Raw genomic sequence first — 26,795 nt, forward strand, 5'->3', positions numbered from 1 at the left:
AGAATGAAGTGACTGATATCGTGACTGGCAAACCCGACCGAATGGTCTCCGTACGGACCGTTTTCGGCATCGATTCCAGCCTGATGGTGCCCGCTTTCAGCGAGCGTGACGATCACGTGCCGGAGATCGACGAGGTCTACCGCTTCAATCCGGAAGTGACGCTGGCGATTCTGGCCGGCTTCAGCCGGGATCGCCGGGTGATGGTGCAGGGCTTGCACGGTACGGGGAAGTCGACGCACATCGAACAGGTTGCGGCCCGTCTCAACTGGCCGTGCGTGCGTGTTAATCTCGACGGCCATATCAGCCGCCTCGATCTGGTCGGTAAAGACGCGATCGTGGTGCGCGACGATCTGCAGGTCACGGAGTTTCAGGAGGGGATCGTGCCATGGGCATTGCAGCGCCCGGTCGCTCTGATCTTCGACGAATACGATGCGGGGCGCCCGGATGTGATGTTCGTGATCCAGCGCATTCTCGAGCGCGACGGAAAGTTCACGCTGCTCGACCAGAATCGCGTGATTTATCCGCATCCGTACTTCCGCATGTTCGCCACGACCAACACGGTGGGGCTGGGCAATCTGAACGGTTTGTATCACGGCACGCAGGTGCTGAATCACGCGCAGATGGACCGCTGGAATGTGGTGGCTACGCTCAACTATCTGCCGCGTGCGGAAGAGGCCGGCATCGTGCTCGCGCGCGTCCCGGAACTCGCTGACGAGGCGGGACGCGCGCTGATCGAATCGATGGTGAGCGTGGCGGAACTCACGCGCAAGGGCTTCGCCGGCGGCGACCTGTCGACGCTGATGTCGCCGCGCACGGTGATCAACTGGGCGGAGAACTGCCAGATTTTCCGCGATCCCGCGATGGCGTTTCGCCTGACCTTCCTGAACAAATGCGATGAAGCCGAGCGCTCTATCGTGGCCGAATATTTTCAGCGCTGCTTCGGCACTGAGCTCGAGCCTGCAGCCGTGGGTGGCGATGCAGACCACGCGGCGGAATCCCGTCGATGACGTCGGAATGGCAGGCGAACCGCCGCCAAGCGGACCTGCGCCGAGTGGACCAGCGGCAAGCGGACGTGCAGCGAGCGGACCAGCGGAAAGCGGACCAGCGGCAAGTGGGCCAGCGACAGGCAGCTCTACAGGAGCCGACCCTGAACGAGCAGGCCTCACGACAAGCGACGCTGCGCGCGGAGCAGCGCGAAGCCCTATGCGCGGCGGCCGTGCGCGCCCTCACGGGTGACGCGTCTTTGCACTACCGGGAGGGCCGATTGTGCCGCGACCTGCGGCCCTTGCCATTGCACGCGCCGCATCTGCGCACCGACCCACAGCAGGACGACTTCGCATCGCTACGCGGCGCCGCCGATGGCGCGGCCCTGCGACTCATGCACTCCGACGCGGCGCTGCACAGCCGGCTCTGCCCGACCGATCCCGTCGAGCGGCTGGTGTTCGAACTGCTCGAGCAACTGAGGTGCGAAACACAGACCCCACCCGGCATGCCGGGTCTCGTACAGAATCTGCGCCATCGTTTCGAGGCCTGGTCGCAGGCTTTCTACCGCTCCGGGCTCGCCGAAGACCACCTCGGCATTCTCCTGTACACGGTGGCGCAAATTGCGTGGTCGCGCCTGACGGGTTGGCCTGTGCTCGAACAGACCGAAGGCTTCATCGAAGCCACGCGCGCGGCGATCGTGCCGGTGCTGGGCGTGTCGCTGGCGGGCTTGCGCCGGCATCGGCAGGAGCAGGGCGCATTCGCTGTCCATGCGTTGGAGTTGGCGCGGCTCGTGGCCGAGATGATCCGTGCCGCCCGTGCAGAGGCGCTGGGCGATGCGCAAGACGACCCGCAGGAGAGCGATGACAAAGCCCCGCGCACGGCATTCTCGCTTTGGTTCGATGTCGAGGACGACGAGTACAAGGACATGGCCGTTGCGCTGACCGGCAAAAGTCGCGTGCTCGAAGCCTCGGAGCAGGGCTATCGCGCCTATGCGACGCGCTATGACCGCGAGCTATCTGCGGGCAAGCTGGTCCGCAAGGCGTTACTCAGCGAGTTTCGCGAGCGGCTCGACGAACGCGTCGCCGCCCAGGGCATCAACGTGGCGCGGCTTGCTCACGCGCTGAAGGCGGCGCTGGCGATATCGCAACGCGATGGGTGGTCGTTCGGTGAAGAGCATGGTCGCATCGACGGGCGGCGCCTCGCGCAATTAGTCAGTTCTCCCGCTGAACGGCGCCTGTTCCGGCTCGAGCGGAACACGCTCATGGCAGACTGCGTGGTCGGCTTTCTGATCGACTGCTCGGGCTCGATGAAAGCGCATATCGAGCCGGTGGCGATCATGGTGGACATCCTGACGCGCGCGCTCGATCGGGCTGGCGTGACCACGGAGGTGCTTGGCTTCACCACCGGCGCCTGGAACGGCGGCCGGCCCCGGCTTGACTGGCTGGCGCAGGGTCGCCCTCATCATCCGGGCCGGCTCAATGAACTGTCTCACCTGGTGTTCAAGGATGCCGACCGGAGCTGGCGACGCGCCCGCGCCGACATTGCCGCGCTCTTCAAGTCAGACCTGTTTCGCGAGGGCGTGGATGGCGAAGCGGTCGACTGGGCCTGTACGCGTCTCGTCGCCCGTCCTGAGGCGCGGCGGATTTTGATCGTGATCTCGGATGGCAGCCCCATGGACAGCGCGACGGGCCAGGCCAACGACGCCTTCTATCTTGACAACCATCTGAAGGCCGTCGTGGCGCGCCATGAAGCCTTGCGAGACGTGGAGGTGCTGGGCCTGGGTGTCGGGTTGGATCTCAGTCCGTATTACCGCCGCTGTCTGGCGGTCGACCTCTCCGTGCCGCCGGACATGAAGCTGTTTGCGGAGATTGTCGGTTGGATTGGTGCGCGTGGGCGGGCCGGCAGAGGGTAGGGGGTATAGCGGGTTTACAGCTTCACAGTCGCAGCTTCGAAAAGCCGGCTTTACGTGGATCTTGCGACGTCCGTCAATGCGAACTGGAACAGCACCTTTTCGATGGCAAGATGCGTAGAGTATTGCCTGATGCTCAGGGATGCAAAGGAAGTTGGCGCGAAAACGGTCAGTGACAGTCAGTTTCGCCCGGGCCGGGAATACCGGTGCACTGGGCAGCACGAACGGACAACTGGGTAAGACCGACAAGAAAAAGCCGACCCGCGATGGTCGGTTTTTTCGTTAGAGCGGATATCCCAAAAACATAGCGCCCCGTTGATCTGCTAGGTTACGCCTTCACGAATGACGCTATCTAGCAAGGTGCTGAATGCGATTATGCGCCACGCAAGGCCTGGAATCGCCTGTCACAACTAGCAAAGCAGGTTTGCCTATGTCGCAATGGAATACGCTCTCGGTCCCGCTGGAGACCGGTTGGCAATGTACGCTGGTGCTGACCAGCGAATACCGCAACTCGTCCGGAGAATTGTTTGTTTTCATACAGGGTAAAGAACTTAAGCAACTTGAGCAGGACCGGCAAGATTTTGACCGGTCGGCAAAATCCTCGATGACAATATCCATGACTATGCACCCTGACCAAACACCAAAGGTGCGCGCGCACGCGCTGGCGCACGCAACTTTCATCATCTCGGGTGATGCTGTAGTGCCGGACTTCTGGACCGAGTATTTTGGCATTCCCCCGGACTCCACAATCACGAAAGGAAAGCCCTTTTTATATCCCTCCGGCAAGCTCAGCACTCGCCCCGGAAAATTGGGTTTGTGGGCGGTAAAAAGCGAGTCTGCGGTGTGCAGCGATCATCTCACCCCGCATTTGCGATATCTGACTGATCGGCTTTTATTGCCGCGTGCTGGCCTTCGCAATCTTGTTTGCCAAGACGAAGCCAAGATGTCTTTCTGGTGCTACTGGCACAACGAAACTGGCGACCGCGTACCCGATGTGCCTGACGACATTCGCGCGATGATGGAAGAGATGGGCGGCACCATCGAGATTGACGAGTATCGGTAGCTGGCTTACACGTAGTAGCTCGAACCAACCAGGAAGCCTTGTCCGCAAAAGTCCGGCTAGTTTTCTCCACCTTTACAAGGCTTATGACGCGAGCGGCGTCGTGTGTGCGTCCAGCGGTGCTTCTGCGGTTTGCGCCTGCACCGCAGTCACCGCGATCACGTAATAGATATCGTCCGCGCTGCAGCCGCGCGAAAGATCGTTAGCCGGCTTTTTCAGGCCCTGCAGCAAGGGGCCGATTGCCTTCGCGTCGCCGATCCGCTCAGCCAGCTTGTAGCCGATATTGCCTGCTTCCAGGCTCGGGAAGATCAGCACGTTAGCGTGCCCTTGCACCTGCGAATGATCGATTTTGCGCATGGCGATTTCGGAGACGAGCGCCGCGTCCAGTTGCACATCGCCATCGATCGCCAGATGCGGGCGCGCGGCTCTCACCTGACGCGTCGCTTCCACGACCTTGTCGACAGCCGCGTGCCGGGCGCTGCCGCTAGTCGAGAATGACAGCATGGCCACGCGCGGCTCCTCCATCAGCAGGCTTTGCGCGCTGTCGGCCGCCGCCATTGCAATCTGGGCCAGCTCACCGGCGTCCGGGTCCACCACCAACCCGCAGTCGGAGAAAATCAGGCCGCCTTTAAGCGTGTGGAAGGGCTCGCACAGCATCATCAGAAAGAAACTCGACACCAGCTTGAACGAAGGGTGAATGCCGATTATCTGGATCGCCGTGCGGACCACGTCGGCGGTCGTGTGGACGGAGCCGGCCACCGAGCCGTCGGCGTGACCGAGTCGCACCATCAGGTTGGCGAAGCAGAGGGGCTTGAGGATTTCCTGCTGTGCTTCGTCAAGCGTCATGCCTTTTTTACTGCGCAGTGCGAAGAGCGCTTCGGCAAACGAAGGGGCGAGCGGTGAGGTCGCGGGATCCACCAACTCCATGCCGGACAGGTCGATGTTTTGCACAGCAGCAGCCGCGCGAATGTGCGCAACTGGGCCTACCAGAACGATGCGGGCTATGCCTTCACGCGTCGCGCGTTGCGCCGCCTCCAGCATGCGGGGATCTTCCGCCTCGCAGAGCACGATGCGTCTCGGCGCAGTGCGGGCGCGTTCGATGATGCGATTGATGGCTTTCATGGCACTGGGCAGTGGTCACGGTTGAGAAACGGAAGCAGCAAACGAGAGAAGCAGCAAACAAAGAGACCGAAAACAAAGAGACCGGAAACGGCAGGAGAAGCCCCGTTTCCGGCCCGCCGGGAAGCAGGGATTCAGCTCCCGCAGCCCGGACCATCAGACAACGGATGGGTCAGACATAGTCCTTGTACTTGTCCAGCAGACGCACCGGCTTGGCCAGCGCATCGCGGCGGAACGGATCGCCGAGCTCGCGGGTGCACATGATCTCGATGATGGTGGTCTTGCCATGGTTCATCTGTGCATCGATCGCACGCTTCAACGCGGGGCCGACGTCCTCGAGCCGGTCCACCGTGATGCCCTCGGCGCCCATCGCGCGAGCGATGCCCGCAAAGCTCTGGTTGTCGAGTTCACCGGCGACGAAGCGGCGGTTGTAGAAGTCCACCTGGTTCTTCTTCTCCGCGCCCCATTGCCGGTTATGGAAGACCACCGCGGTGACCGGAATGTTGTGACGCACGCAGGTCATGGTTTCCATCAGGCTCATGCCCCACGCGCCATCGCCAGCGTAGGAAACAGCGGGGCGGTGGGGTGCCGCGACCTTGGCGCCGATGATGGTGGGGAACGCGTAGCCGCAATTGCCCCAACTCATCGCGGCGAAGAAGCTGCGCGGCTTGGTAAAGCGCAGGTAGCTGTTGGCCACGGAGTTGATGTTGCCGATGTCGGTGGAGACCATCACGTCTTCCGGCATGGCCTTTTCGAGCTCGCGCAACACCTGGCGCGGGTGCAGATAGGTGCCGCCGCCGGGCGTGCGCTCATTCTTCTGCTCCTCGATCATGTCCAGGCTGTACGGGTCGCGCTCGTGGGTCCAGCCGTCGAGTTCCTTCTCCCATGCAGCCTTTTCCGCGGCGATCTGGCCGGCGCGGTCTTCACGCGAGGCGTCGCAGGCGAGCGTGCGGCCTTCGAGGCGTTGCGTAAGTGCAACCGCGGCGGCCTTGGCGTCGCCGCAGATGCCCACGGAAATCTTTTTCACCAGGCCGAGCATCTTGTGGTCGGCGTCGATCTGGATGATCTTGGCGTTCTGTGGCCAGTAGTCCATGCCGTGCTGAGGCAACGTGCCGAACGGTCCCAGACGCGAACCGAGTGCAACCACCACGTCGGCGCGCTGGATCAGCTTCATCGCCGCCTTGGAGCCCTGATAGCCGAGCGGGCCGCACCACAGCGGGTGGTCGGCGGGGAAGGAGTCGTTATGCAGGTAGCTGTTGACGACCGGCGCGCCCAGGCGTTCGGCCAGCGCCTTGCACTCCTCGATCGCATCGGCCATGACCACGCCGCCGCCGGAGATGATGACCGGGAACTTGGCCTGGGCGAGCAGTTCGGCCGCTTCGTTCAGGCGTTGATCGCCGCCGGGGCCACGGTCGAGGCGCTGCGGCTGCGGAATCTCGGCCTTGATCTGGCCGTAGAAGTAGTCGCGCGGAATGTTGAGCTGGGTCGGGCCCATCTCGGCCAGCGCGCGGTCGAAGCAGCGACCGGTGAATTCAGCCATGCGCGCGGGATGGGTGACGTGGCCCTGATACTTGGTGAACTCCTGGAACATGGGCAGTTGCTTCGCTTCCTGGAAGCCGCCCAGGCCGATGCCCATGGTGCCCGCCTCGGGCGTGATCATGACCACCGGGCTGTGCGCCCAATAGGCCGCGGCAATGGCGGTCACGCAGTTGCTGATGCCCGGGCCGTTCTGGCCGATCACCACGCCGTGGCGGCCCGACACGCGGGCATAGCCGTCGGCCATGTGGCCGGCGCCCTGCTCGTGCACCACGGGAATGAGACGGATGCCGGCGGGCGCGAAGATGTCCATGGCGTCCATAAAGGCCGAGCCCATGATGCCGAACATGTCGGTCACGCCGTTCGCGGCCAGGGTTTCGACGAAAGCTTCCGACGGGGTCATGGCCTGCGGGCCGCTGACGGGGGTGTGATCGCTCATGGGGTTGTCTCCGATGTTTGATGAAACCGGAACAAATTGTTCCGAAAAGTGGTTATCTAAAATGTAGAGCATGCACCCGTGACGGTCAATAGGTGGTGCGATATAAACGGTACAATTTGTCTCGAAAATTAATGAATGCGATGCTGCGTTGGATGCATTGGGGCGGCTCAATCCCACGGCAGCGAATAGGTCTTCACGTTGGTGAAGCTTTTCATCGCCTCCTGGACCCCTTCCTTGTAGCCAAGGCCCGAATTCTTGATGCCGCCGAACGGCGTCAACTCGAGCCGGTAGCCGGGTACTTCACGCACGTTCACACTGCCCACCTGCAATTCGGCGATAAAGCGCGTGATGTGATCGAGGCGGTTCGTGCAGACCGAAGACGAGAGCCCGTAGTCAGTCGAATTGGAAATCCGGATCGCGTCGTCGATATCGCGAAAGCGGATCACCGGCGACACGGGCCCGAAGGTTTCGTATTTGACGAGCGGCATGTCCGGGGTCACGTGATCGAGAACCGTTGGCGAATACAGCGCGCCTTCGCGGAGATTGCCGAGCAGCAAGGTCGCGCCGCGGCTGATCGCATCGTTCACCTGAGCTTCGAAGAATTTCGCTGCGGCTTCGTCGATGACGGTGCCCATGTCGGTCGCCGGATCGGCGGGGTCTCCATAACGTATGGCCCGGGACTTCTGCACGAGCAGGTCGACGAAACGGTCGGCCACGGCTTCATGCACCAGAATTCGCTTGACCGCGGTACAACGCTGGCCGGAGTTCTTGTAGGAGCCGGAAACGGCGAGCGTGCTGGCTTCTTCCAGGTCGGCGTCTTCCATCACGATGATCGGATCGTTGCCGCCGAGTTCGAGCACCGCGCGTCGATAGCCCATCTTGCTGGCGATATATTTGCCGATCTGCACGCCGCCCGTGAAGGTGATGAGATCGACGTGTTCGTTCGTGATCAGTTCGTCGGCGATGTCTTTCGGGTCGCCGGTGATGACCTGCAGCATTTCTTGCGGCAGGCCAGCCGCGTAAAGGATGTCCGCGAGCAGGTAGGTGGACAGCGGCACCTTCTCAGAGGGTTTGACGACGATGCGGTTGTTGGTCGCGATGGATGGCACGATTTTGTGCGCAACCTGATTCATCGGATGGTTGAACGGGGTGATCGCGGAGATGACGCCGAGCAACGGATCGCGCTGGGTGTAGACGCGGCGCTTCTTGCCGTGCGGCGTGAGATCGCAGGAGAACACCTGGCCGTCGTCCTTCAGCGCTTCATTGGCGCCGAACGTCATGACGTCGGCGACGCGGCCTGCTTCGTAGAGCGAGTCTTTCTTGCAGAGTCCGGACTCAGCGGTGATCAGATCGGCAATTTCCTCAGTACGCCGACGGACCATGTCCGCTGCACGCAGCAAGATCTGTGAGCGCTCGTAGCGCGTGAGTCGTGCACGATACTGGTGGGCCCAGGCGAAGGCATGTCGCACGTCGGCGAGCGTCGCCTTGGGCACCGTGCCCACCAGTTCGTTGGTATAGGGATTGAAGACTTCGATGATCTCCGCACGCCGGATTTGTTCTCCACCGATGCGCAGCGCTTCATGACGAACCTGCGGCGACGGCCAGACTTTCGCGATCGAATTCATGCTGTACTCCAGCGATAACGGACAGCTGAAGTATTGCGGAGGGGACCGCCATCGGAGTAGTACCAGCGGTCGCTAATCGCTGAGTCCACGCTGGCGTGCGGTGCTGCACGGCGCCGCACGCTAATTCCGCCGCGTCGCATGTGCCTCGAACCCTATCGGCTTGTGGACACTCCCGCCTCAAGCGCCGAAAGCGGCCGCTATCGGGCCGCTCCGAATCGATCACATTCGGCCGATCACACCCGGCCTTTCCACGGCACCAGCACGCGCTCGAGGTGGCGCATCAACAGGTCAAAGCACAGCGCAAAGAAGCCAATGACGATAATGCCCATGATCACCACGTCGCTGGCAAGGAACTCTGCAGCGTTGAGCACCATGAAGCCGAGGCCACTCGTTGACGCCACCATTTCCGCGGCGACGAGAGTCGTCCAGCCGACGCCGATGCCTATCCGCATACCTGTGAAAATCTCCGGCAGCGCGGATTTCAGGATCACATACAACACCACCTGCGTGCGCGAGGCGCCCATCGAATAGGCCGCATGAATCTGCTCGATCGACACGGAGCGCACGCCGGAGCGCGCCGCGATGGCGAGAGGCGCGAAGATGGCCAGGTAGATGAGAAAGACTTTGGAGAATTCACCAATACCGAACCAGATGATGATGAGCGGCAAATAGGCGAGCGGCGGAAGCGGCCGATAGAACTCGATGGGCGGATCGAAGATGCCCCGCGCAAAACGCGAGACGCCCATCATCACGCCGATCGGAATCGCGGTCACGCAGGCGAGCGCGAAGGCGCCGAACACGCGCAGCAAACTGATACCAGTATGCTGCGCGAGCGTGGAATTGGCGAAACCCTCCGTGGCGACGTAGATGAACTTTGCATACACCGCTTGCGGCGATGGCAGAAAGAGCGGCTTGATCCAGTGAAGGTTCGTGGCGACAAACCACAACCCGATGAATAGGGCGACCGTCACGAGACTCGTGACCACGCTGCTGCCATGGCCGGGCACGCCGAATGTGTCGCCTGGCTTGGCGGGTTTCTTGGCGAGCAGTCGTGGACGTCGACCGGGCGTGCGGGGTGGCTCCATCGGCGTGTCGGATCCGAGCGAGGTCTGCTGGCCGTGCGCCAACGCATGTGCCCGTTTTGAACTAAACATGTGTCACCTCGGCTTCGGCGGCGTGCATTTTTTCGTCGCCGTAAATAATGCTGAGCACGCGTTCGCGCATCTCGATGAAATCGGGGCTCGACTTGATGGCACGCGCGTCGCGTGTTTCGAGAAAGCGTCGATTGAAATCCAGTTCATAGGTGTGCGTGATGCGCCCGGGACGCGGCGACATCACGATCAGGTGGCTGGCCAGAAAGAGCGCTTCCTCGACGCTGTGCGTGATGAAGAAGAACATCTTGCTGGTTTTCGTCCAGACATCGAGCAGCAACTCCTGAATCGTTTCGCGGGTCAGCGCATCGAGCGCGGCCATCGGCTCGTCCATCAGCAGCATGGCGGGGTCGCAGGTCAGCGCGCGGGCGATGCCCACACGCTGCTGCATCCCGCCGGAGAGCTGATAGATCATGTGCTTGTGAAAGTCCTGCAAGCCGACCAGCGCCAGATTGCGCGCGGCGATCTCGCGCCGCTGTGTTTTCGGCACGCCCTGCAGCTTCAGGCCGAACTCGGCGTTGTCGATCACGTTGAGCCAGGGCAACAGGGCGTGCTTCTGGAACACGACGCCACGGTCGGCGCCCGGTCCGGCGATCGGCGAACCGCCGAGCAGTAACTCGCCGCTGGTCGGCGCGATGAAACCCGCCATGAGCGAGAGCAGGGTGGTCTTGCCACAACCCGATGCACCGAGCGCGACAACGAAGTCGCCCGAGTTGATTGTCAGATTGATGTCGTCGAGCGCGTGCACCGTCTGGCCGGCCTTGCGGCCGGGAAAGACCACGCTCACATTCTTGACGCTCATGCTTTCCATGTTGCCTCCTGAATCGACAGAACCGCGTTACATCATTTGAGTTTCATTGCCGCTTCGGCGTAAGCCGGGGTCACGAACTTCGAGTAATCGGGCAACACAGCGCTGATCTGTTTCTGATCCTTCAGGAAGTTGGCCGTGTCCTTCAGCGCGAACGTCGCGCGGCCCGCACTGCCGCCGCCCAGCCATTGCGAGGAGGCCTGCTCCTGGAGCGTCGGGAAGGCATAGAGCGAGAGCGACTCCGGCACGTCGGCCGGCGAGCCGCCGATCATCTTCGCGATGGCCGCGGCCTGCGGCGAGGTGGCATTCCATTGCGCCGTATTCTTGCGATACTGATCGTCCGCGTCGGCGATGGCTTTCACGAGTTTTGCCATGAAGTCCTTATGCGCCTCGCCCCATTGGCGATCGACGGCAATGCCGTCAAATGTTGGCTTGCCGAGCTTCGACAGGTCGCCGGAGGTAATCAGGACCTTGCCGCTCTTCTTCAATTGCGCAAGTGCAGGGTCCCACACGTAGGCGGCATCGATATCGCCGCGCTCCCACGCTGCGACCAGCTGGTTCGGCTGCATGTTGAGGATCTTCACCTCGGAAGGATTGATGCCCCAATGCTGCAGCGCGAACATGGTGTGATAGTGCGTCGTCGACACGAACGGCACGCCGATTGTTTTACCCTTCAGATCGGACGGTTTGGTGATGCCGGAGCCGTTGCGTACCACCATCGCTTCGGCCTGGTTGATGTTGTCCAGAATCCAGAAGAGCTGCAGATCGAGACCCTGGCTGACCGCCGCCGCGAGCGGGCTTGAGCCGATCACGCCGACCTTCACGTCGCCCGACGCCATGGCGGTCGCGACTTTCGCGCCGGATTCGAATTGCCGCCAGTTGATCTTGTAGCCCGTCTCTTTCTCGATGGAGCCGCTCGCAATCGCGACGACCCATGGGTCGACGATCTGCTGGTAGGCTATCGTGACCTCCTTGTCCTGCGCGTAGCTGGGTTGCGCCACCATGCAGGCGAGCGCAGCGAATGCCGCTGCTGTCATGCGGCGGCTTAAAGCGCCGAACCAACGGGACAATTTCGGTTGTTTGTCGCTTTTCATCGTAGGTCTCCAGAATGGCCTTGTGGGTACGCGAATACACGTGAATCCAACGCCCGCCGACGGGGGCTTGTCCCAATCGCCGACGAAGGGGTGATGCGAGTATCGTCAGTAAAAAATGTTGCGGGTTAGGGCCAGACGTGGCTGATCGTTGAGTCCACACCGCTGCACCAGAACGGGCCGTAGCGCCGGTCCCGCCGGCAGCCGCCCGGGGCGGCCTGGCAGACGTTTTTTTGCGCGTCCACAATGCCGGTGTCCGCCTTCGTGCGGGCGGTGTCCGCCTGCAAAAATCAGGAGAAAGTATGGCAAGTCGCACCTCGGTGGCCCTATGGAGTCAGCGGTTCCAGCGTTCACCCGAGTCGAGCATGAGTCTCCAGGGTCAAATTCGCCAGATGCTGGTGGCCGCGATTCTGGACGGCCAACTGTTGCCGCATCACGCGTTGCCGTCCAGCCGTGAGCTGGCCGACCAGTTGAGTGTCGCCCGCAATACAGTCGTGCTCGCCTACCAGCAACTGGTCGAGGAGGGCTATCTGATTTCGCGTGAGCGCAGCGGGCATTTCGTCAACCCGGCCATCCTCGAAGGGCGGCACGAATTCTCGCCGCTGCAAACGGTCCCCGCGCAGGCGGCCAATGAGGCGCTTGCAAGGCCGGACTGGGACCAGCGTGTCAGAAGACGCCCGTCTTCGCAGCGCAATATCGTCAAGCCGGGCAACTGGCTGAGCTACGAATACCCCTTTATCTACGGACAGTTCGACCAGTCGCTGTTTCCGACCAACGACTGGCGCGAATGCTGCATGAAGGCGCTGTCGGTCATGGAGATCCGCAACTGGGCGCCGGATCTGATCGAGCGCGACGACGATACGCTGATCCAGCAGATCCGCACACGCGTGCTGCCGCGGCGCGGCGTGTTTGCGATGCCGGACGAAATCGTCGTGACGATCGGCTGCCAGCAGGCGCTTTATCTGATTGCGGATCTACTCGCGAGCGAGCGGACCACGATCGGCTTTGAAAACCCCGGCTATCCGGATGCCCGCAATATCTTCGAGAACCGCAATGCGCGGCTTCAACCGTTGCCGGTCGATGGCGGCGGCGTGCGCCCGGTCGAGGACGCCGATCTGCTCGCGCAATGCGACTACGTCTATGTGACGCCAAGCCACCAATGCCCGACCACGGCCACCATGCCGATCGAGCGGCGTCATGCGCTGCTGGAGCTCGCGCAGAAACACGACTTCGTGTTGATCGAAGACGACTACGAAAGCGAAAACAACTTCTCAGGCACACCGCACCCGGCGTTGAAGAGCCTGGATACAGCGGACCGGGTGCTCTATATCGGCAGTCTGTCGAAGACTTTTGCGCCTGGGCTGCGGCTGGGCTATATCGTCGGGCCGCGTGAACTGGTCCGCGAGCTGCGCGCGTTGCGGCGCCTGATGGTGCGGCACCCGGCAGCCTATATTCAGCGCGCCTTTGCCACCTTTCTGGCGCTCGGGCACCACGACGCGCTGCTGCGGCGGCTCGCTCATGCCTATCGGGAGCGCGCTCAGGCGCTAATGGCGGCGCTTGATACCCACCTTCCCGAAGCGCGCTATGTGCCGGTGGGCGGCGGCGCGTCGTGCTGGGTCGAGGGACCGCCGTGGCTCGACGCGACGCGCCTCGCCGCGGATGCGCAGGCACACGGCATTCTGATCGAACTGGGGCGGGTGTTTTTCATGACCGGACTGGAGCAGAACCACTGCTTCCGGATGGGCTTTTCGGCCATCAAGCTCGAAAAGATCGACGCGGGCGTACGCCTGCTCGCGGAGCTCGTGCGCGCGCAGCGGCCCGAGGAATAGGCGGCGAGCTAAGCGGTGCCTTAAGCGGTGCCATAAGTGATGGCATGAGCGGTGGCCGAACCGATGGCATGAGCGGTGCCTTAAGCGACAACACAAGCGCGACAACACAAGCGCAGGTAGAAGCGGTGCTATGACCGACCGCACAAGCGTCGGTCAATGCGCGCTAGAACGTTTTGGCGAGCTGCTGAGCGGCTTGCTGCAGACGCGGCACGAACTCGAGGGCGCGCGACAGTGGCGCCCGCGAGACCGGCGCATGAACGGCGATCGCCGCGATGCAGGTGTTGTTCTCATCCATCACCGGCGCGGCCACGCACGCGATGCCGGCGACAAATTCCTCGTTATCGATGGCGATGCGCTTGTGCGCGGTGCGGTCGAGTTCCGCCTCGAGCAGTTCGGGATCGGTGATGGTATTCGGCGTGAAGCGTTCGAGCTTCAGTGTGCGCACGAGGGCAGAGCGTTGTTCGCGCGGCAGCATGGCCAGCAGCAGCTTGCCGCTCGCGCTGCAATGCGCCGGCACGTGCGAGCCGGGCTTGAGGTCGAGCCGCAACGGCCATGGCGCTTCGATCCTGTCGAGATACAGCACCTCGGTTTCGTGCAGCATGGTGAGGTTGCAGGTCTCACCGAGATCGGCAACCAGGTTCGACAGGATCGCATGCCGCAGCCGGCGGGCACCCGAGTGCATCATGACGCCAAGACCGAGTTGCGCGAGACGCGGCCCGATCACGTAGGCATTCTTCTGCCCAGGCTCGCGGATCACGAGGCCACCGGCCTCGAGCGAAGCCAGCATGCGATGCAGCGAAGCCTTCGGCAGGTCGACGTCCTGGGCAATGTCGGCAAGCGACACCGGACCTTCAGCGCGCACGAGATGCTCGAGCAGGGCGAACGCGCGCAGGGTAGGAGTATCCGCTTTAGTCATGTCTGCCGTTCCGGAAAATGGATCGGCGTCATTGTACCGCGTGGCTTTGCTGGTGATGGTTTTCGCGGGGTTAGGGTGATTTCAGAGCGCTATTTCAGCGCGGATCATCCCGTTTTTCGGAATGCAGCGGGGCGCGACACCGCGGAGCATGAATGCGCGTTCGAACGCGTGGCGGACTCGTTTTCGGCCCTGCGCCTTGGGCCGCTGCTCATATTTCGCCCACAGTTTCGCCCGCACTACTGCCGGAACGTCTTGGCGGTTTCCTCCGCGGCGAACCGAAGATCGGGCAGGAAGGCCAGCAGATCGTCGAGCACGACGCGCCCGACCGGCGCCTGCACGGCGATGGCCGCACACGCACGATTGCGGTCCAGCATAACGGGCACCGCGATCGCGATAAGCCCTTGCAGATGTTCCTCGTTGTTGATCGCGAGCTGGCGCCGCCGTGTGATGGTCAATTCGCGGCGCAACTCGCCGCGATCCGTAATCGTCCGCTGGGAATAGGCACGCAGCGGCAAGGTTTCGATGACCCGTTCGCGCCTGTCCTTCGGAAGAAAGCTGAGCAGCAGCTTGCCGCTTGCCGAACAGTGCAGCGGCACATGCGAGCCCGGTTGAAGGTGCATGCGCAGCGGCCACTCCGTTTCCACCCGGTCCACATAGACCACATCGTTGCCGGCCAGCATCGTCAGATTGCAGGTCTCGCCGATTTTGGCCACCAGTTGTTCAAGCAGCACATGGCGGGCGGCGGCTGGGCCCGCATGCATCAGCACGTTGACCGCCAGCATACGCACGCGCGGTGAACACTCGTACAGCCGGTCGCCGGCGCTGCGCGTGACAAGCCACGCATCCATCAACTGCACCAGAATGCGGTGCACGGTCTGCTTGGGCAGCTCGAGGGCATGGACGAGATCCGTCATGGAAAGCGGGCTGCTTGCCTCAGCCAACGTTTCGAGTACGCGAAATGCACGCACGGCCGCCGCATTCGATTGATTCGAAGTCGACACACTGTCTCCTCAACGTCGTAGTTATAAGTTGGATTGTGCATCGGTCTGTTTAGTTTTCGGGACTATGGAAAGTCCCGAATATTGCACTTTTCGATTCTCGCTAGCTTAGCGCGAGGGATAGTTTAAAAAACGGGACTCCGAAGCAGGCACGGCTCACTAGATTGGTACCAACACCCATCTTTTCCGTCCGGAGTGAACCGTATGAACGTCAGGGCCACAGAAGCCGAAGCAGCGCACGCCAGCGCGAGTGCGCACAGCGAAGTCGAACGCGTCGTCGCGTCACTGGTTGCACGTGCGCGCGCCGCACAGCGCGTATTCGAGGTCGCGGGACAGGACGTGCTCGATGCCGCCGCCGATGCCGCCGCGTGGGCGATCATGGAGCCCGGGCGCAACCGGCAGCTTGCCGAGCTGGCGGTGCGCGACACCGGTCTCGGTAACGCGGACGACAAGTTCCGCAAGAACTATCGCAAGACGCTCGGGCTGTTGCGCGATCTGCGCGGGCAGAAGACCACGGGGGTGATCGAGCGTCATGACGCCACCGGCGTCGTCGAAATCGCGCGGGCAGTCGGCGTGGTGGCGGCGATCACGCCGTCCACCAATCCGGCGGCCACGCCGATCAACAAGATCGTGAACGCCCTCAAATGCGGCAATGCCGTGATCGTGGCGCCTTCGCCCAAGGGCTATTCGTCGTGCGCGCTGCTGATCGATTTCATTCACGCGCAATTCGCCAAAGTCGGGCTCGCGGCCGACCTCGTCCAGATGTTGCCCGCGCCGATCAGCAAGGCGGCCACCGCTGAACTGATGCAGCAGTGCGATCTGGTCGTGGCGACCGGATCGCAGGCGAATGTGCGGATGGCCTACGCAAGCGGGACGCCCGCGTTCGGCGTAGGCGCGGGGAACGTTGCATCGATCGTCACCGCGTCGGCCGATTTGCGCGACGCAGCGCACAAGATTGCACGCTCGAAAACGTTCGACAACGCCACGAGCTGTTCATCCGAAAACAGCGTTGTAATCGAAAGTGCGGTGTACGCAAACATGCTGGCCGAACTGACCGCCTGCGGTGGCGTGATGCTCGACGCCGCGCAAAAGGCGCGACTGCAGGCCGCCCTGTGGTCGAACGGCAAGCTGTCGGCGCACTGCACCGCGCGTTCGGCCACGGCGATTGCGCGGGCGGCGGGCCTCGACGAGATCGCCGCACGTGAGCCCGCGTTTCTGATGGTAGAGGAAACCGGCTTCGGCGCTGACTACCCCTTCTCGGGCGAGAAGCTCGCGCCGGTGCTGACCGTTTATCGCGCGGAGACCTTCGACGCCGCTGCCGACATCGTGCGCGGCATCTACGCCTACATGGGAGCAGGGCACTCGGTCGGCCTGCATTCCACCGACCCTGCGCAGGCGGTGCGGCTCGGTTCGACGCTGCCGGTGGCGCGCGTGATCGTGAATCAGGCGCATTGCCTCGCGACCGGCGGCAACTTCGATAACGGCTTGCCATTTTCGCTGTCGATGGGATGCGGAACGTGGGGCCGCAATAATTTCTCGAGCAATCTCAACTTTCACCATTACCTGAACATCACGCGCGTGGCCTATCCGATCGAAGAGCGCGTCCCCGAACTGGACGATGTCCTCGGGGATTTCTTCGTGAGGTATGGCAAATGAAGACGCCTCACACAATCCGCTCGCTGATCGACGCTCGCGCCGCGCAGCATCCCGACAAGCCGTTCCTGCTGACGGCCCCCGAATGCGACGAGAACGGCGGCGCTGCAGCTCATGCTGACGTGTTGACCTTCGCGGAACTGCGCGACGACTGCCGCGCGCTTGAGACGTATTTTCACGAAGCAGGCTTGCAGGCCGGTGATGTCGTTTCGGTCTTCATGGGCAACGGTATTCATACGGCAAGGCTGCTGCTCGCGGCGATGTACAGCGGGCTCGTCGCCAACCCGCTCAATCTGTTGTGCCAGCCGTCGCAGTTGCGCTACATCGTGGAGCATTCGGACACGCGCATGGTCTTTGTTTCCAGTGATACGCACGCGGCTATGTCGAGCGCGATCGACGGGTTGCGCGAGCAGGGCATCACCCGCACCGTTGCGCTGATTCGAACAGAGCCCGATGCCGCCATAACGTCTGTGCCGGCTTGTGTCGAACCCGCGCTGGTGGAAATGGCAGGTGTTACTGCCGCGCAAAGGGTATCGGCAGAGGGGGCGCCCTGTGCGTCGCCTGTAACCGCCTGGGAATCCAAAGCGTCGTCAGCCGGCGCGCCAGGTGCGATCGATGTGGCGCTGCTGATGTACACGTCCGGCACCACGGGCGCACCGAAGGGCGTCCTGCTGGACCACCGGAACCTGCTGGCCAATGCGCGAAATATCTCGCACGAACACCGGCTCGGCGCCGGCGACCGGGTCTTCGCCGCCTTGCCGCTTTATCACATCAATGGTCTTGTCGTGACGTTGCTTGCGCCGCTTTTTCATGGCGGCTCGGTGGTCATGACACCGCGCTTTTCCGCGCGCACCTACTGGCGCGATGTCGCGCGCCACGGGTGCACATGGATCAACGTGGTGCCGACGATCGTCGCCTATCTGCTCAACAACGACGAACCATGCACGTTCGACCTGTCCGCGCTCAGGTTTTGCCGCAGTGCGTCGGCGGCGCTGCCCGTCGATCATCACCGCGCGTTCGAGGCGCGCTTCGGGGTCGGCATCATCGAAACGATGGGAATGACCGAAACCGCCGCGCCTGTGTTCAGCAATCCATACGATCCAGAGAGCCGAAGAATCGGCAGCATCGGCCTGCCTTCAGGCGGTGAAGCCAAGGTGATCGATCGCGACGGGCGCGAATGCGCGCCCAACGAGTGCGGCGAACTCGTGTTGCGTGGCGAACAGGTCATGCGCGGCTATTACAAACGCCCTGGAGAAACGCGCGCGGCCTTCACCGCCGATGGGTGGCTGCGCACCGGCGACCTCGGCTATCGCGACAGCGACGGTTACTTCTACATCAACGGCCGTGCGAAGGAACTGATCATCAAGGGCGGCGAAAACATCGCCCCGCGCGAGATCGACGAAGCGTTGCTCAAGCACCCCGGCGTGCTGGATGCGGCGGTGGTGGGCGTGCCGGATAGCGCCTACGGCCAGGAGATCGTCGCCTTCATCGTGCCTCGCGTGGCGCACGGGCAAGGCGCGCTCGACATCGCGGATCTGCATGCGCACTGCTTGCGTGAACTGGGCCGCTACAAGACCCCGAAGGAGTTTCGCTTCGTCACGGAGCTGCCCCGTGGACCTTCAGGCAAGGTGCAGCGCCTGAAGCTCGTGCCCACCTGACGATATGCGAATCGGCGTACCCGAATCGCGCCGGTAAGCCCAGGAGGAGGGCGCACGACTCGTTGCAGTACGACGTAGAGATCGAACGACCACAGACGCCACCGGCGTCACATAAGAGACACAGGAGACAGCATGCAAACGCACAAGCGGCGTGTGAAGACGCGCCACATCATCCTGGCCGTCATGTGCCTGATGTATTTCATCTCGTACATCGACCGTGTGAATATTGCCGTGGCCGGCCCTATCATCCGGCATGAAATGGGGCTGACGACGGTTCAACTCGGCCTCGTGTTTTCCGCTTTCGCTTATCCGTATGCGTTCATGCAGGTGATCGGTGGCTGGCTGTCGGACAAGTACGGGCCGAAACTGGTACTGACGGTGCTGTCGCTGATCTGGGGGGCGGCGACGCTCGCCACCGGCTTCGCCGGCAGTGTGGCGATGCTCGTCGCGCTGCGGTTCGCGCTGGGCATCGGCGAGGGCGGTGCGTTCCCGACGGCGACGCGTGCCTTTACCTATTGGATGCCGGTGGCGGAGCGTGGTTTCGCGCAAGGGATCACCCATAGCTTCGCCCGTCTCGGTGGCGCGGTCACCCCGCCGCTCGTGCTCGCCGTAGTGGTGACGGGCGGCTGGCGCGACGCGTTCATTCTGCTCGGCGTCGCGAGTCTCGCCTGGACGGTGCTGTACCTGTGCGTGTTTACGAACTCGCCGGAGCAGAACCGGCGCGTAACGCCCGAGGAAACGGCTGAGATCGGCTATCGCGCCGGCGACTGCGAACGCGCCAAGCGTGCGGCCACGCCATGGCGCAAACTGATCCACCGTATGTGGCTCGTCACGTTCGTCGACTTCTGTTACGGCTGGCTGCTGTGGGTCTATCTGACCTGGCTGCCTTCGTACCTGAAGGAAGCCCGCGGCTTCGATCTCAAGCAACTGGCGTTATTCACGGCGCTGCCGCTGCTCGCGGGCGTGATTGGCGATACCTTGGGCGGCGTCGTCTCGGACCGGCTCTATAAGCGCACCGGACGGCTGCGCTTTGCGCGCTGCGCCGTGCTGGTGGTGGGCATGGGCGGCTCGCTCGCCTTCCTGCTGCCGATGGTGTCCGCGACCAATCCGTTGATGGCGGTGCTGTTCCTGTCGGCGTCGTTCTTCTTTCTCGAGATCACGAATCCTGTGTTGTGGACCTTGCCGCTCGACATCGGCGGTCGATATGCGGGCACGGCGGGCGGCATGATGAACACGGGTTTCGGCGTCGCCGGCATGATATCGCCCGTGGTGTTCGGCTATCTGATCGAGACAACCGGCAGTTATAACGTGCCATTCACGATTTCCGCCTGTTTGCTGGGGGTGGGGATTGTGGCCGCGCTTTTCATCGATCCGACCAGGACGGTCGAGGCGGACGAGGAACGCGAGCGGCTCGAAGGCAGAGAGCTGGACGGCATGCCCGCGTTTGTCCAGGCAGGTGCCGCGGTGCGGCTGGAGCGGCACCATCTGCGCCGCCCGCTGCGTTGGCGCAGATAAGGCGAGCTTATCGGGCTATTGGGCTATCGGGCTGTTGGGCGAGTAGGCGAGTAGGCGAGTAGGCGAGTGGGTGACTGGGTGAGTGAACGAGTGGGTGAGTGAACGAGTGGACGGACGGTCGGTGCCCGCCCACTCACTCGCGACGCTCGTCAGCCAGCTGGCGTGAGCTTGCGCAAACGCCAGATAAGGCTCGAAGTGTCGTACCGGTTGCCGCCCAGTGCCTGAACGTCGCCGTAGAACTGATCGACAAGCGCGGTGACCGGCAACGACACGCCAACGCGCTTCGCTTCGTCGAGGCAGAAACCGAGGTCCTTGCGCATCCAGTCGACAGCGAAGCCGTAATCGAACTTACCTTCGATCATCGTCTTGCCGCGGTTCTCCATCTGCCAGCTAGCCGCCGCACCCTTGCCGATCACCTCCAGGACACGGGCCATGTCGAGGCCTGCGTTCTCGCCGAAATGAATCGCTTCGGACAAGCCCTGCACCATGCCGGCGATGCAGATCTGATTGACCATTTTGGCCAGTTGACCGGCGCCAGTCCCGCCGATCAGCGTGACGGCGGCTGCGTAATGGCGCAGCGTGGCCGCGCAACGTTCGAACGCAGCCGTGTCGCCACCGCACATGATCGTCAGCTTGCCGTTTTGCGCGCCGGACTGGCCGCCGGAGACCGGCGCGTCGATGAAGTGCAAACCCTGCTTGCCCGCGATGTCCGCGAGTTCCCGGGCGACGTTAGCTGAGGTGGTGGTGTGATCGACGAAGGGCGTGCCACGCGCCATGCCCGCAAACGCGCCCTCGTCGCCGAGGGTGATGCTGCGCAGATCGTCGTCGTTGCCCACGCACGCCAGCACCAACCCGGCGCCGTCCACGGCTTCGCGCGGCGTGCGTGCAGCGCGTCCGCCATACTCGGCAATCCATTGTTCGGCTTTTTGCGCGGTGCGGTTGTAAACCGTCACCTCGAGGCCGGCTTTCGCCAGATGCCCGGCCATCGGATAGCCCATGACGCCGAGGCCGAGAAAGGTGACGCGGCGCACTGCGTCGCTCGAAGAGGGGGCTGCTGGATTGTTCATTGGGGTTCCTCGGGGCTGAGGGGATATCGGGGAAATCAATTATGTCAGCGATATCTCCGTTTCGGCTCAATCCGTGCGAAGGTCGCGTTCGCGACGGAAGTCAAGACGTTCGCGGATTCGCGATGAGGGTCCCAAAAGAGGGCCTTTTTGTTAAGGAATAAGCAGCCTCGCGTCGTCCTTGCCTTTCCGATTTGTTTAACTATAGTGTTAAATATCAACCGGAAGGTTTATAAAAGGAGGTAGTCGTGAACGAACCGTTTCATCGTCCTTCGCTGGGTGCGTCGGTGTACTACAAGGACCCGTTTGCCGCGCTCGATTGGCTCGAAAAAGCGTTCGGCTTCGAGCGTCAAATGGTGATCACGGATAGCGACGGCCAGTTGGGCCACTCGGAAATGCGTTTCGGCGACAGCTACGTGATGGTCTGCCGCGAATGGTCGGAAGACGCGGCGAGTCCGGCTTCGATCGGTGGCAAGAATACCCAATCGGTGCACGTGCAACTGCGCGAGGGTATCGACGCACATTGCGCCCGCGCGCGTGCCGCGGGCGCCGTGATTACGCGCGAGCTGGCGGATCAGTTCTATGGCGACCGCGTCTACGCGGCGCGCGATCCGGAGGGGCACATCTGGAGCTTCGGCCAGACCGTTCGCGAGGTGTCGCGTGAGGAAGCCGAGCGCGTGAGCGGGCTGAAAATCGAAGGATGGGGGTAAGCCGATGGGACTGCCCGCCAGTGTCTCGCTCGACCGCACGCTGGCCGCGCTAGCCGATCCGAACCGGCGTCAGGTGGTCGATCTGCTCAGCCAGCAGCCGATGCGCGCCGGCGAACTCGCGCAAGCCACCGGCCTGTCGCCGCAGGCGATGAGCCGGCATTTGCGGGTGCTGCGTTCGAGCGAACTGATCGAAGAGTCGCACGACGGCGTCGACGCGCGCGTGCGTCTCTACGTGCTGCGATCGGCACCGATGAGCGAATTGAAGGCATGGCTCGAACAGACTGAAGCGATGTGGTCCGAGCAACTGCTGTCGTTCAAGGCGCATCTGGAGCAGCAGGAATGAGTTCGCGCGTGCAGGTGTCGCTACGCGTCGCGCATTTCCCCGAGCGCGTGTTTCTATTGCGGCACGGCGAATGGTGGCAGGCGTTGCTGGCGTCCCTACGTGCTGAAGTGCAAGCGGCCGCGCCGCCAGGCTGAAAGCCGGCGCGTCGTCAGTGAGCGCGCAACCTTCGGTTGACGAAGCGCCACACGGCGCTCACCAGCAGCGATCCTACACCGAGCGAGACACCCAGCAGCACGATCGAACTCATATGGTCGCGCACCAGCGGCACGTTGCCGAACAGATAGCCGGCCGCCACCAGCGACACGATCCACAGCGCCGCGCCGGCCGTGACGAACGACACGAAACGTGCAAACGTCATGCGCGAAACGCCGGCGACGAACGGCGCGAAAGTGCGCACAACGGCAATGAACGGCGACAGGAGAAAGGTGAGGCCGCCACGTGCTTCGTAAAACGCGTGGGCTTTGCGCAGTGCATTCTTGTCGAGCCAGCGGTAGTCGGCGGTATAGACTTTTTCGCCGATCGCGCGGCCGATCGCATAGTCGACGATGCTGCCGGCCACGGTGGCGGCGAACAGCACGGGGATCACGAGCCAGACGTTCAGCGCACCAGTGGCGGCGAGACCGCCACAGATGAAAATCAGCGGATCGCCGGGCAAAAAGAATAACGGCAGGAAGCCGATCTCGACGAACACGACGAGAAACAGCATTGCGTAGACGGCGGTGCCGTATTGCACGATCAAGCCGCTCAGGTGCTGGTCGAAGTGCAGGGCGACCTGCAGTACATGCATGAGATCCATCGTGATTCGGAAAGGATTGGGGTGTTCAGGAGTTTAGTCCCGCGGCGGCGCGGGCACTTGTCTATTTCGAGGGGGTGATGTCAATATCGGGGCCTGTCTTTTAGAACTGTGCCTAAAAAGCCCTGCGAAACGCCTATGCCACACGCTTTCAATTTCACGTTCCGCCTTGCCGCGCCGCACGATGCGGCCGCTATCCGCACGATCGAATTCGAGGCCGGCCAGCGCTTTGCCAGCGTCGGCATGACAGGTATCGCCGATGCACCGCCGATGGAGTTGGGCCTCGTCAACCGCAAGATCGACGCGCAGCAGATCGTCGTCGCCGTGGATGCCGATGAGACCTGTGTGGGGTTCGTGATGTTCGAGCCGCAGCCCGCGCGTTTCTATGTTCAGGAGCTCGACGTGCTGACCTCGCATGCCGGGCAACGCATCGGCGCGGCGCTGATCGAAGAGGTCGCGCAACTCGCGCGCGCGCAACAGATAACGCAACTCACGCTGTCGACGTTTCGCGAGGTGCCGTGGAATGCACCGTACTATCGGCGGCTCGGCTTTCGCGATATCGAGGAGGCCGAGCTCGACGCGGCGCTGATCGCGCGGCGTGACGCGCATATCGCGCGAGGGCTCGACGAATCGAAACGGGTGTTCATGCGCCGTGATCTGGCATGACGGCAGACGTGAGCGCCTAGATTGATTGTAGTGCGGGCCATGGGTGCCGCGCGCTACGTCCAAGCGCATAAAAAGAGCGCGGCGGGTGTGGCCGGATAACGTTCCGGCTACCCCCGCCGCGTGGTCTTGCAGCGTACTACGGCTAACCCGCCGCTTTAACGAGGCGGATTATGCCTGCGCTGGCTTCAAGTCCTTATTCGACGGTTTCCAGCGTCGGATAATCCACGTAGCCGGTTTCGCCGCGTGCGTAGTACGTCGCCGGATTCGGCTTGTTCAGCGGTGCATTCGTTGCGAAGCGGCGCACCAGATCCGGATTCGCGATGAACAGTTGACCCCACGCCACCGCGTCCGCTTCACCCGCGTCGAGCACGTGCTGCGCGGTTTCCCTGGTGAACTTTTCGTTCGCGATGTACGGGCCGCCGAATGCCTTCTTCAGTTGCGGGCCGAGGCGGTCGTCGCCGAGCGCTTCGCGGGCGGCGATGAACGCAATCTTGCGCTTGCCGAGTTCGCGTGCCACGTAACCGAAGGTGGCCGCCGGATCCGAATCGCCCATGGCGTGCGCGTCGCGACGCGGTGCGAGGTGCACGCCGACGCGGTTCGCGCCCCAGACGTCGATACAGGCGTCAGTGATTTCGAGCAGCAGGCGGGCACGGTTTTCGATCGGGCCGCCATAAGCGTCGGTACGCTTGTTGGTGCTGTCCTGCAGGAACTGGTCGAGCAGGTAGCCGTTCGCGCCGTGCACTTCCACGCCGTCAAAACCTGCTGCCTTCGCGTTTTCAGCGCCCTTGCGGAACGCTTCGACCACACCGGCGATTTCGTCGAGTTCGAGAGCGCGCGGCGTCACGTACGGACGCTCCGGACGCACCAGGCTCACGTGGCCAAGCGCTGCGATGGCGCTCGGTGCAACCGGCAGTTCGCCATTCAGGAACAGCGGGTCCGAAATACGGCCGACGTGCCACAGTTGCAGGAAGATCTTGCCGCCGGCTGCGTGCACGGCGTTCGTCACGATCTTCCAGCCTTCCACCTGTTCCTGCGACCAGATGCCCGGGGTTTCGGCGTAACCGACACCTTGCGGCGTGACGGAAGTGGCTTCGCTGATGATCAGGCCTGCCGTGGCGCGTTCGGCGTAGTACTTCGCCATCAGCGTGTTAGGCACGCGGATTTCTTCGGCGCGTTGACGCGTGAGCGGCGCCATGATGATGCGGTTCGACAACGTAATGTCGCCAATCTGGAGCGGGTCGAAAAGAGTCGGCATATAGGTTCACCTTGGGTGGCGGGCGCGTGGCCCGAGCCTTAAAAAAACTGCATGATGAAAGAAGCGCGGCGATGCGGAGGACGCGTTCAGAGCTCGGTGTTCATGTGCTCGAGAAACGCTTGAATGACGGCCTCATTGCGTTTGAAAAACACCCACTGACCGACCCGCTTCGACGTGATGAGACCCGCGCGCTGCAAGGCGGCAAGGTGCGCCGACACGGTGGACTGCGACAGGCCGCAGCGCGCGTCGATCTTGCCGGCGCACACGCCGTGGTCGAGCAGCAGCTCCTGGTCGGCGAAATGCGCATACGGCTCGCGCAGCCAGCCGAGAATCTCCCGCCGTACAGGGTTGGCAAGCGCTTTGTGAATCGCGTCGATATCGAGCGTCATGTGGGTCAGGTTTCGGGTCATCAACTTCAGGTCATCAACAACAGGCAGACGTAGCGCCGGTTAGCGGCCAAGCATCTGCATCGCTACAAGACGAATCATATATCGGAATTTAACGATATGCATGAAGCCACTACAGGCTATGGGGTCGATAGTAGGGTGCGCGTGCTCAGCGACGTGCCGCTGCCCGCGCCAGCCGAGGCAGAGCGGCGTGTCCTGGAGCGACTGGGCGCTGACTCGCAGACAGTGCGTCTTGCGTGCCAGTTGCGGCCGATCCATAATCTCGCCGTGTGGTCGCTGGTGCCGCCAGCCGCATCCACGGTTTTCCTGCAACGGCGTCAGCGGGACGTCATGCCGCAAGAGCGATTCGCGGCGTTCATGTTCGTGGACATGCGAGGCTCCACACAGCTTGCGGCGGCGCAACTACCGTTTGACAGCATATTCGTAGTCAGTCGCTTCCTGAGCGCTGTCTGTGCCGCGGTGGTCCAGGCCGGTGGTATGCCAAACCAGTTCATGGGCGACGCTGTGCTCGCGATCTTTGGCTTACGCAGCGAGCCAGCCATTGCCTGTCGCCAGGCGCTCTGCGCAGTGCCGTTGGTGGCAGCCAACATTGATCAACTCAACGCTGCGCTCGAGCAGCAGCTGCAAACGCCTATCCGGTTTGGCATTGGATTACATTGCGGCTGGGCTGTAATGGGTGAGATTGGCAGACCTGCCGCAGCTTGAGGCACACCTGAAAGGCCGCCCCGGCCCGGTTCCCGTCCGTGTGCTGTCCAAGGCGTCCCAGATGCCTCCGGCCTGACCACATTTCGCGATATTGCGCGGCACTCAGCGTCCGGAAAAAAAAGGGCAGTGCCGACAGTGAACCGCCGCCAAACGGAGGCGTGTTGCCGACTCTTTATGCTTAGGACACCGATGTCATGAGGTGATGGTAACTACGTCTGACCGCACGAATATGACAACAACACGCGACCCGCTAGTGTCGTGAGCTAGTGTTCCGTCCCAGAAATAACTTTACGTAAATTTGTATTGTTCTATGATCAAGTTCGTGACGAACAGGAGGCGATCATGGGACGCAAGGGGATCGAGGTTGTAGTGTCGGAACTGGAGCGAGAACAGCTGCTGTCCATGAGTCGCTCGCGTTCGTTGCCTCATTCTCTGGTGCGTCGGGCAAAGATTGTCCTGATGGCCGCTGACGGTCACACCACCACGGAAATTGCGATGCAGTGCGAAGTGACGCCACCGGCGATCACGCACTGGAAGAAGCGGTTTGTCGCTCAGGGGCTT

25 protein-coding genes are annotated in these 26,795 nt (G+C 62.5%); 13 read left to right on the forward strand and 12 right to left on the reverse strand.

Features of this window, described 5'->3' with window-relative positions:
- Nucleotides 1–8: 8 nt before the first annotated feature.
- The 3 genes from HHL24_RS26310 (at nucleotide 9) to HHL24_RS26320 (ending at nucleotide 3,956) form a co-directional block, all read left to right on the forward strand.
- Nucleotides 9–1,007: an AAA family ATPase gene (locus HHL24_RS26310; RefSeq protein ID WP_169488274.1), complete on the forward strand. Its 999-nt coding sequence runs from the start codon at nucleotides 9–11 to the stop codon at nucleotides 1,005–1,007.
- Nucleotides 1,004–2,896, forward strand: coding sequence for a cobaltochelatase CobT-related protein (locus tag HHL24_RS26315; RefSeq protein ID WP_169488275.1), 1,893 nt, complete (start codon nucleotides 1,004–1,006; stop codon nucleotides 2,894–2,896). Before HHL24_RS26310 ends, HHL24_RS26315 begins: the two co-directional genes overlap by 4 nt.
- 427 nt (nucleotides 2,897–3,323) lie before the next feature.
- On the forward strand, nucleotides 3,324–3,956 hold the full coding sequence (locus tag HHL24_RS26320; RefSeq protein WP_329606743.1) for a DUF4279 domain-containing protein: 633 nt from the start codon (nucleotides 3,324–3,326) through the stop codon (nucleotides 3,954–3,956).
- Nucleotides 3,957–4,037: 81 nt separating this feature from the next.
- On the opposite strand, the gene pta is transcribed toward HHL24_RS26320, so the two are convergent.
- From pta to tauA, 6 genes are all read right to left on the reverse strand, one after another.
- Nucleotides 4,038–5,075, reverse strand: a complete 1,038-nt coding sequence (gene pta / locus HHL24_RS26325; protein WP_169488276.1) for a phosphate acetyltransferase — start codon at nucleotides 5,073–5,075, stop codon at nucleotides 4,038–4,040.
- A gap of 169 nt (nucleotides 5,076–5,244) precedes the next feature.
- The gene (gene xsc, locus HHL24_RS26330) at nucleotides 5,245–7,047 is read right to left on the reverse strand and encodes a sulfoacetaldehyde acetyltransferase (protein ID WP_169488277.1); all 1,803 of its coding nucleotides are present in this window, start codon (nucleotides 7,045–7,047) and stop codon (nucleotides 5,245–5,247) included.
- A 167-nt stretch (nucleotides 7,048–7,214) separates the two neighbouring features.
- Entirely contained in the window at nucleotides 7,215–8,672 is a 1,458-nt protein-coding gene (phnY, locus tag HHL24_RS26335) for a phosphonoacetaldehyde dehydrogenase (protein WP_169488278.1), read from the reverse strand.
- A gap of 233 nt (nucleotides 8,673–8,905) precedes the next feature.
- Complete coding sequence (locus tag HHL24_RS26340) at nucleotides 8,906–9,826, reverse strand: ABC transporter permease subunit (RefSeq protein WP_169488279.1); 921 nt, start codon at nucleotides 9,824–9,826, stop codon at nucleotides 8,906–8,908.
- The gene (locus HHL24_RS26345) at nucleotides 9,819–10,634 is read right to left on the reverse strand and encodes a taurine ABC transporter ATP-binding protein (protein WP_169488280.1); all 816 of its coding nucleotides are present in this window, start codon (nucleotides 10,632–10,634) and stop codon (nucleotides 9,819–9,821) included. The genes HHL24_RS26340 and HHL24_RS26345 overlap by 8 nt, the downstream gene beginning before the upstream one ends.
- 32 nt (nucleotides 10,635–10,666) lie before the next feature.
- Entirely contained in the window at nucleotides 10,667–11,725 is a 1,059-nt protein-coding gene (gene tauA, locus HHL24_RS26350; RefSeq protein WP_206003025.1) for a taurine ABC transporter substrate-binding protein, read from the reverse strand.
- A gap of 299 nt (nucleotides 11,726–12,024) precedes the next feature.
- Between tauA and pdxR the strand changes: the two genes are divergently transcribed.
- Nucleotides 12,025–13,551, forward strand: coding sequence for a MocR-like pyridoxine biosynthesis transcription factor PdxR (gene pdxR / locus HHL24_RS26355; RefSeq protein WP_169488281.1), 1,527 nt, complete (start codon nucleotides 12,025–12,027; stop codon nucleotides 13,549–13,551).
- A 163-nt stretch (nucleotides 13,552–13,714) separates the two neighbouring features.
- Here pdxR and HHL24_RS26360 read toward each other — a convergent pair whose 3' ends face one another.
- Both HHL24_RS26360 and HHL24_RS26365 read right to left on the reverse strand, forming a co-directional pair.
- On the reverse strand, nucleotides 13,715–14,467 hold the full coding sequence (locus HHL24_RS26360; RefSeq protein WP_169488282.1) for an IclR family transcriptional regulator: 753 nt from the start codon (nucleotides 14,465–14,467) through the stop codon (nucleotides 13,715–13,717).
- Nucleotides 14,468–14,703: 236 nt separating this feature from the next.
- Nucleotides 14,704–15,468, reverse strand: a complete 765-nt coding sequence (locus HHL24_RS26365) for an IclR family transcriptional regulator (RefSeq protein WP_169488283.1) — start codon at nucleotides 15,466–15,468, stop codon at nucleotides 14,704–14,706.
- 201 nt (nucleotides 15,469–15,669) lie between these two features.
- Between HHL24_RS26365 and sauS the strand changes: the two genes are divergently transcribed.
- From sauS to HHL24_RS26380, 3 genes are all read left to right on the forward strand, one after another.
- Nucleotides 15,670–17,121 (forward strand): acylating sulfoacetaldehyde dehydrogenase, encoded by a 1,452-nt coding sequence (sauS, locus tag HHL24_RS26370; protein WP_169488284.1) that lies wholly within the window; start codon nucleotides 15,670–15,672, stop codon nucleotides 17,119–17,121.
- Nucleotides 17,118–18,776: an AMP-binding protein gene (locus HHL24_RS26375; RefSeq protein ID WP_169488285.1), complete on the forward strand. Its 1,659-nt coding sequence runs from the start codon at nucleotides 17,118–17,120 to the stop codon at nucleotides 18,774–18,776. Before sauS ends, HHL24_RS26375 begins: the two co-directional genes overlap by 4 nt.
- A gap of 132 nt (nucleotides 18,777–18,908) precedes the next feature.
- Nucleotides 18,909–20,291: an MFS transporter gene (locus HHL24_RS26380; RefSeq protein ID WP_169488286.1), complete on the forward strand. Its 1,383-nt coding sequence runs from the start codon at nucleotides 18,909–18,911 to the stop codon at nucleotides 20,289–20,291.
- Between the two features lie 149 nt (nucleotides 20,292–20,440).
- On the opposite strand, the gene HHL24_RS26385 is transcribed toward HHL24_RS26380, so the two are convergent.
- On the reverse strand, nucleotides 20,441–21,358 hold the full coding sequence (locus HHL24_RS26385) for an NAD(P)-dependent oxidoreductase (RefSeq protein WP_169488287.1): 918 nt from the start codon (nucleotides 21,356–21,358) through the stop codon (nucleotides 20,441–20,443).
- A 245-nt stretch (nucleotides 21,359–21,603) separates the two neighbouring features.
- Between HHL24_RS26385 and HHL24_RS26390 the strand changes: the two genes are divergently transcribed.
- Genes HHL24_RS26390 through HHL24_RS26400 form a run of 3 tightly spaced genes read left to right on the forward strand, consistent with a single transcriptional unit; the run spans nucleotide 21,604 to nucleotide 22,542 of the window.
- Complete coding sequence (locus HHL24_RS26390) at nucleotides 21,604–22,065, forward strand: VOC family protein (RefSeq protein ID WP_169488288.1); 462 nt, start codon at nucleotides 21,604–21,606, stop codon at nucleotides 22,063–22,065.
- Between the two features lie 4 nt (nucleotides 22,066–22,069).
- Nucleotides 22,070–22,408 (forward strand): ArsR/SmtB family transcription factor, encoded by a 339-nt coding sequence (locus HHL24_RS26395; protein ID WP_169488289.1) that lies wholly within the window; start codon nucleotides 22,070–22,072, stop codon nucleotides 22,406–22,408.
- The gene (locus HHL24_RS26400; RefSeq protein WP_206003027.1) at nucleotides 22,405–22,542 is read left to right on the forward strand and encodes a hypothetical protein; all 138 of its coding nucleotides are present in this window, start codon (nucleotides 22,405–22,407) and stop codon (nucleotides 22,540–22,542) included. The genes HHL24_RS26395 and HHL24_RS26400 overlap by 4 nt, the downstream gene beginning before the upstream one ends.
- A 14-nt stretch (nucleotides 22,543–22,556) precedes the next feature.
- On the opposite strand, the gene HHL24_RS26405 is transcribed toward HHL24_RS26400, so the two are convergent.
- Nucleotides 22,557–23,204 carry a VTT domain-containing protein gene (locus tag HHL24_RS26405; protein ID WP_054039163.1) on the reverse strand — a complete coding sequence of 216 codons (648 nt, stop codon included), beginning with the start codon at nucleotides 23,202–23,204 and terminating at the stop codon, nucleotides 22,557–22,559.
- Between the two features lie 135 nt (nucleotides 23,205–23,339).
- On the opposite strand from HHL24_RS26405, the gene HHL24_RS26410 reads away from it, so the two are divergent.
- Complete coding sequence (locus HHL24_RS26410) at nucleotides 23,340–23,867, forward strand: GNAT family N-acetyltransferase (protein WP_169488290.1); 528 nt, start codon at nucleotides 23,340–23,342, stop codon at nucleotides 23,865–23,867.
- 193 nt (nucleotides 23,868–24,060) lie between these two features.
- Here the strand turns inward: HHL24_RS26410 and HHL24_RS26415 are convergent, their stop codons facing one another.
- Together HHL24_RS26415 and HHL24_RS26420 are read right to left on the reverse strand one after the other, a co-directional pair.
- Complete coding sequence (locus tag HHL24_RS26415) at nucleotides 24,061–25,122, reverse strand: alkene reductase (protein WP_169488291.1); 1,062 nt, start codon at nucleotides 25,120–25,122, stop codon at nucleotides 24,061–24,063.
- Between the two features lie 86 nt (nucleotides 25,123–25,208).
- Nucleotides 25,209–25,511 (reverse strand): ArsR/SmtB family transcription factor, encoded by a 303-nt coding sequence (locus HHL24_RS26420; protein WP_169488300.1) that lies wholly within the window; start codon nucleotides 25,509–25,511, stop codon nucleotides 25,209–25,211.
- A gap of 162 nt (nucleotides 25,512–25,673) precedes the next feature.
- On the opposite strand from HHL24_RS26420, the gene HHL24_RS44840 reads away from it, so the two are divergent.
- Both HHL24_RS44840 and HHL24_RS26430 read left to right on the forward strand, forming a co-directional pair.
- Nucleotides 25,674–26,234, forward strand: coding sequence for an adenylate/guanylate cyclase domain-containing protein (locus HHL24_RS44840; RefSeq protein WP_329606745.1), 561 nt, complete (start codon nucleotides 25,674–25,676; stop codon nucleotides 26,232–26,234).
- Between the two features lie 342 nt (nucleotides 26,235–26,576).
- Nucleotides 26,577–26,795: helix-turn-helix domain-containing protein (locus HHL24_RS26430; RefSeq protein WP_169488292.1), on the forward strand; the 219-nt coding region annotated here is incomplete at its 3' end.

Origin of the sequence: Paraburkholderia polaris, from assembly GCF_012927345.1 — a bacterium.
Taxonomy (GTDB): Bacteria; Pseudomonadota; Gammaproteobacteria; order Burkholderiales; family Burkholderiaceae; genus Paraburkholderia; species Paraburkholderia polaris.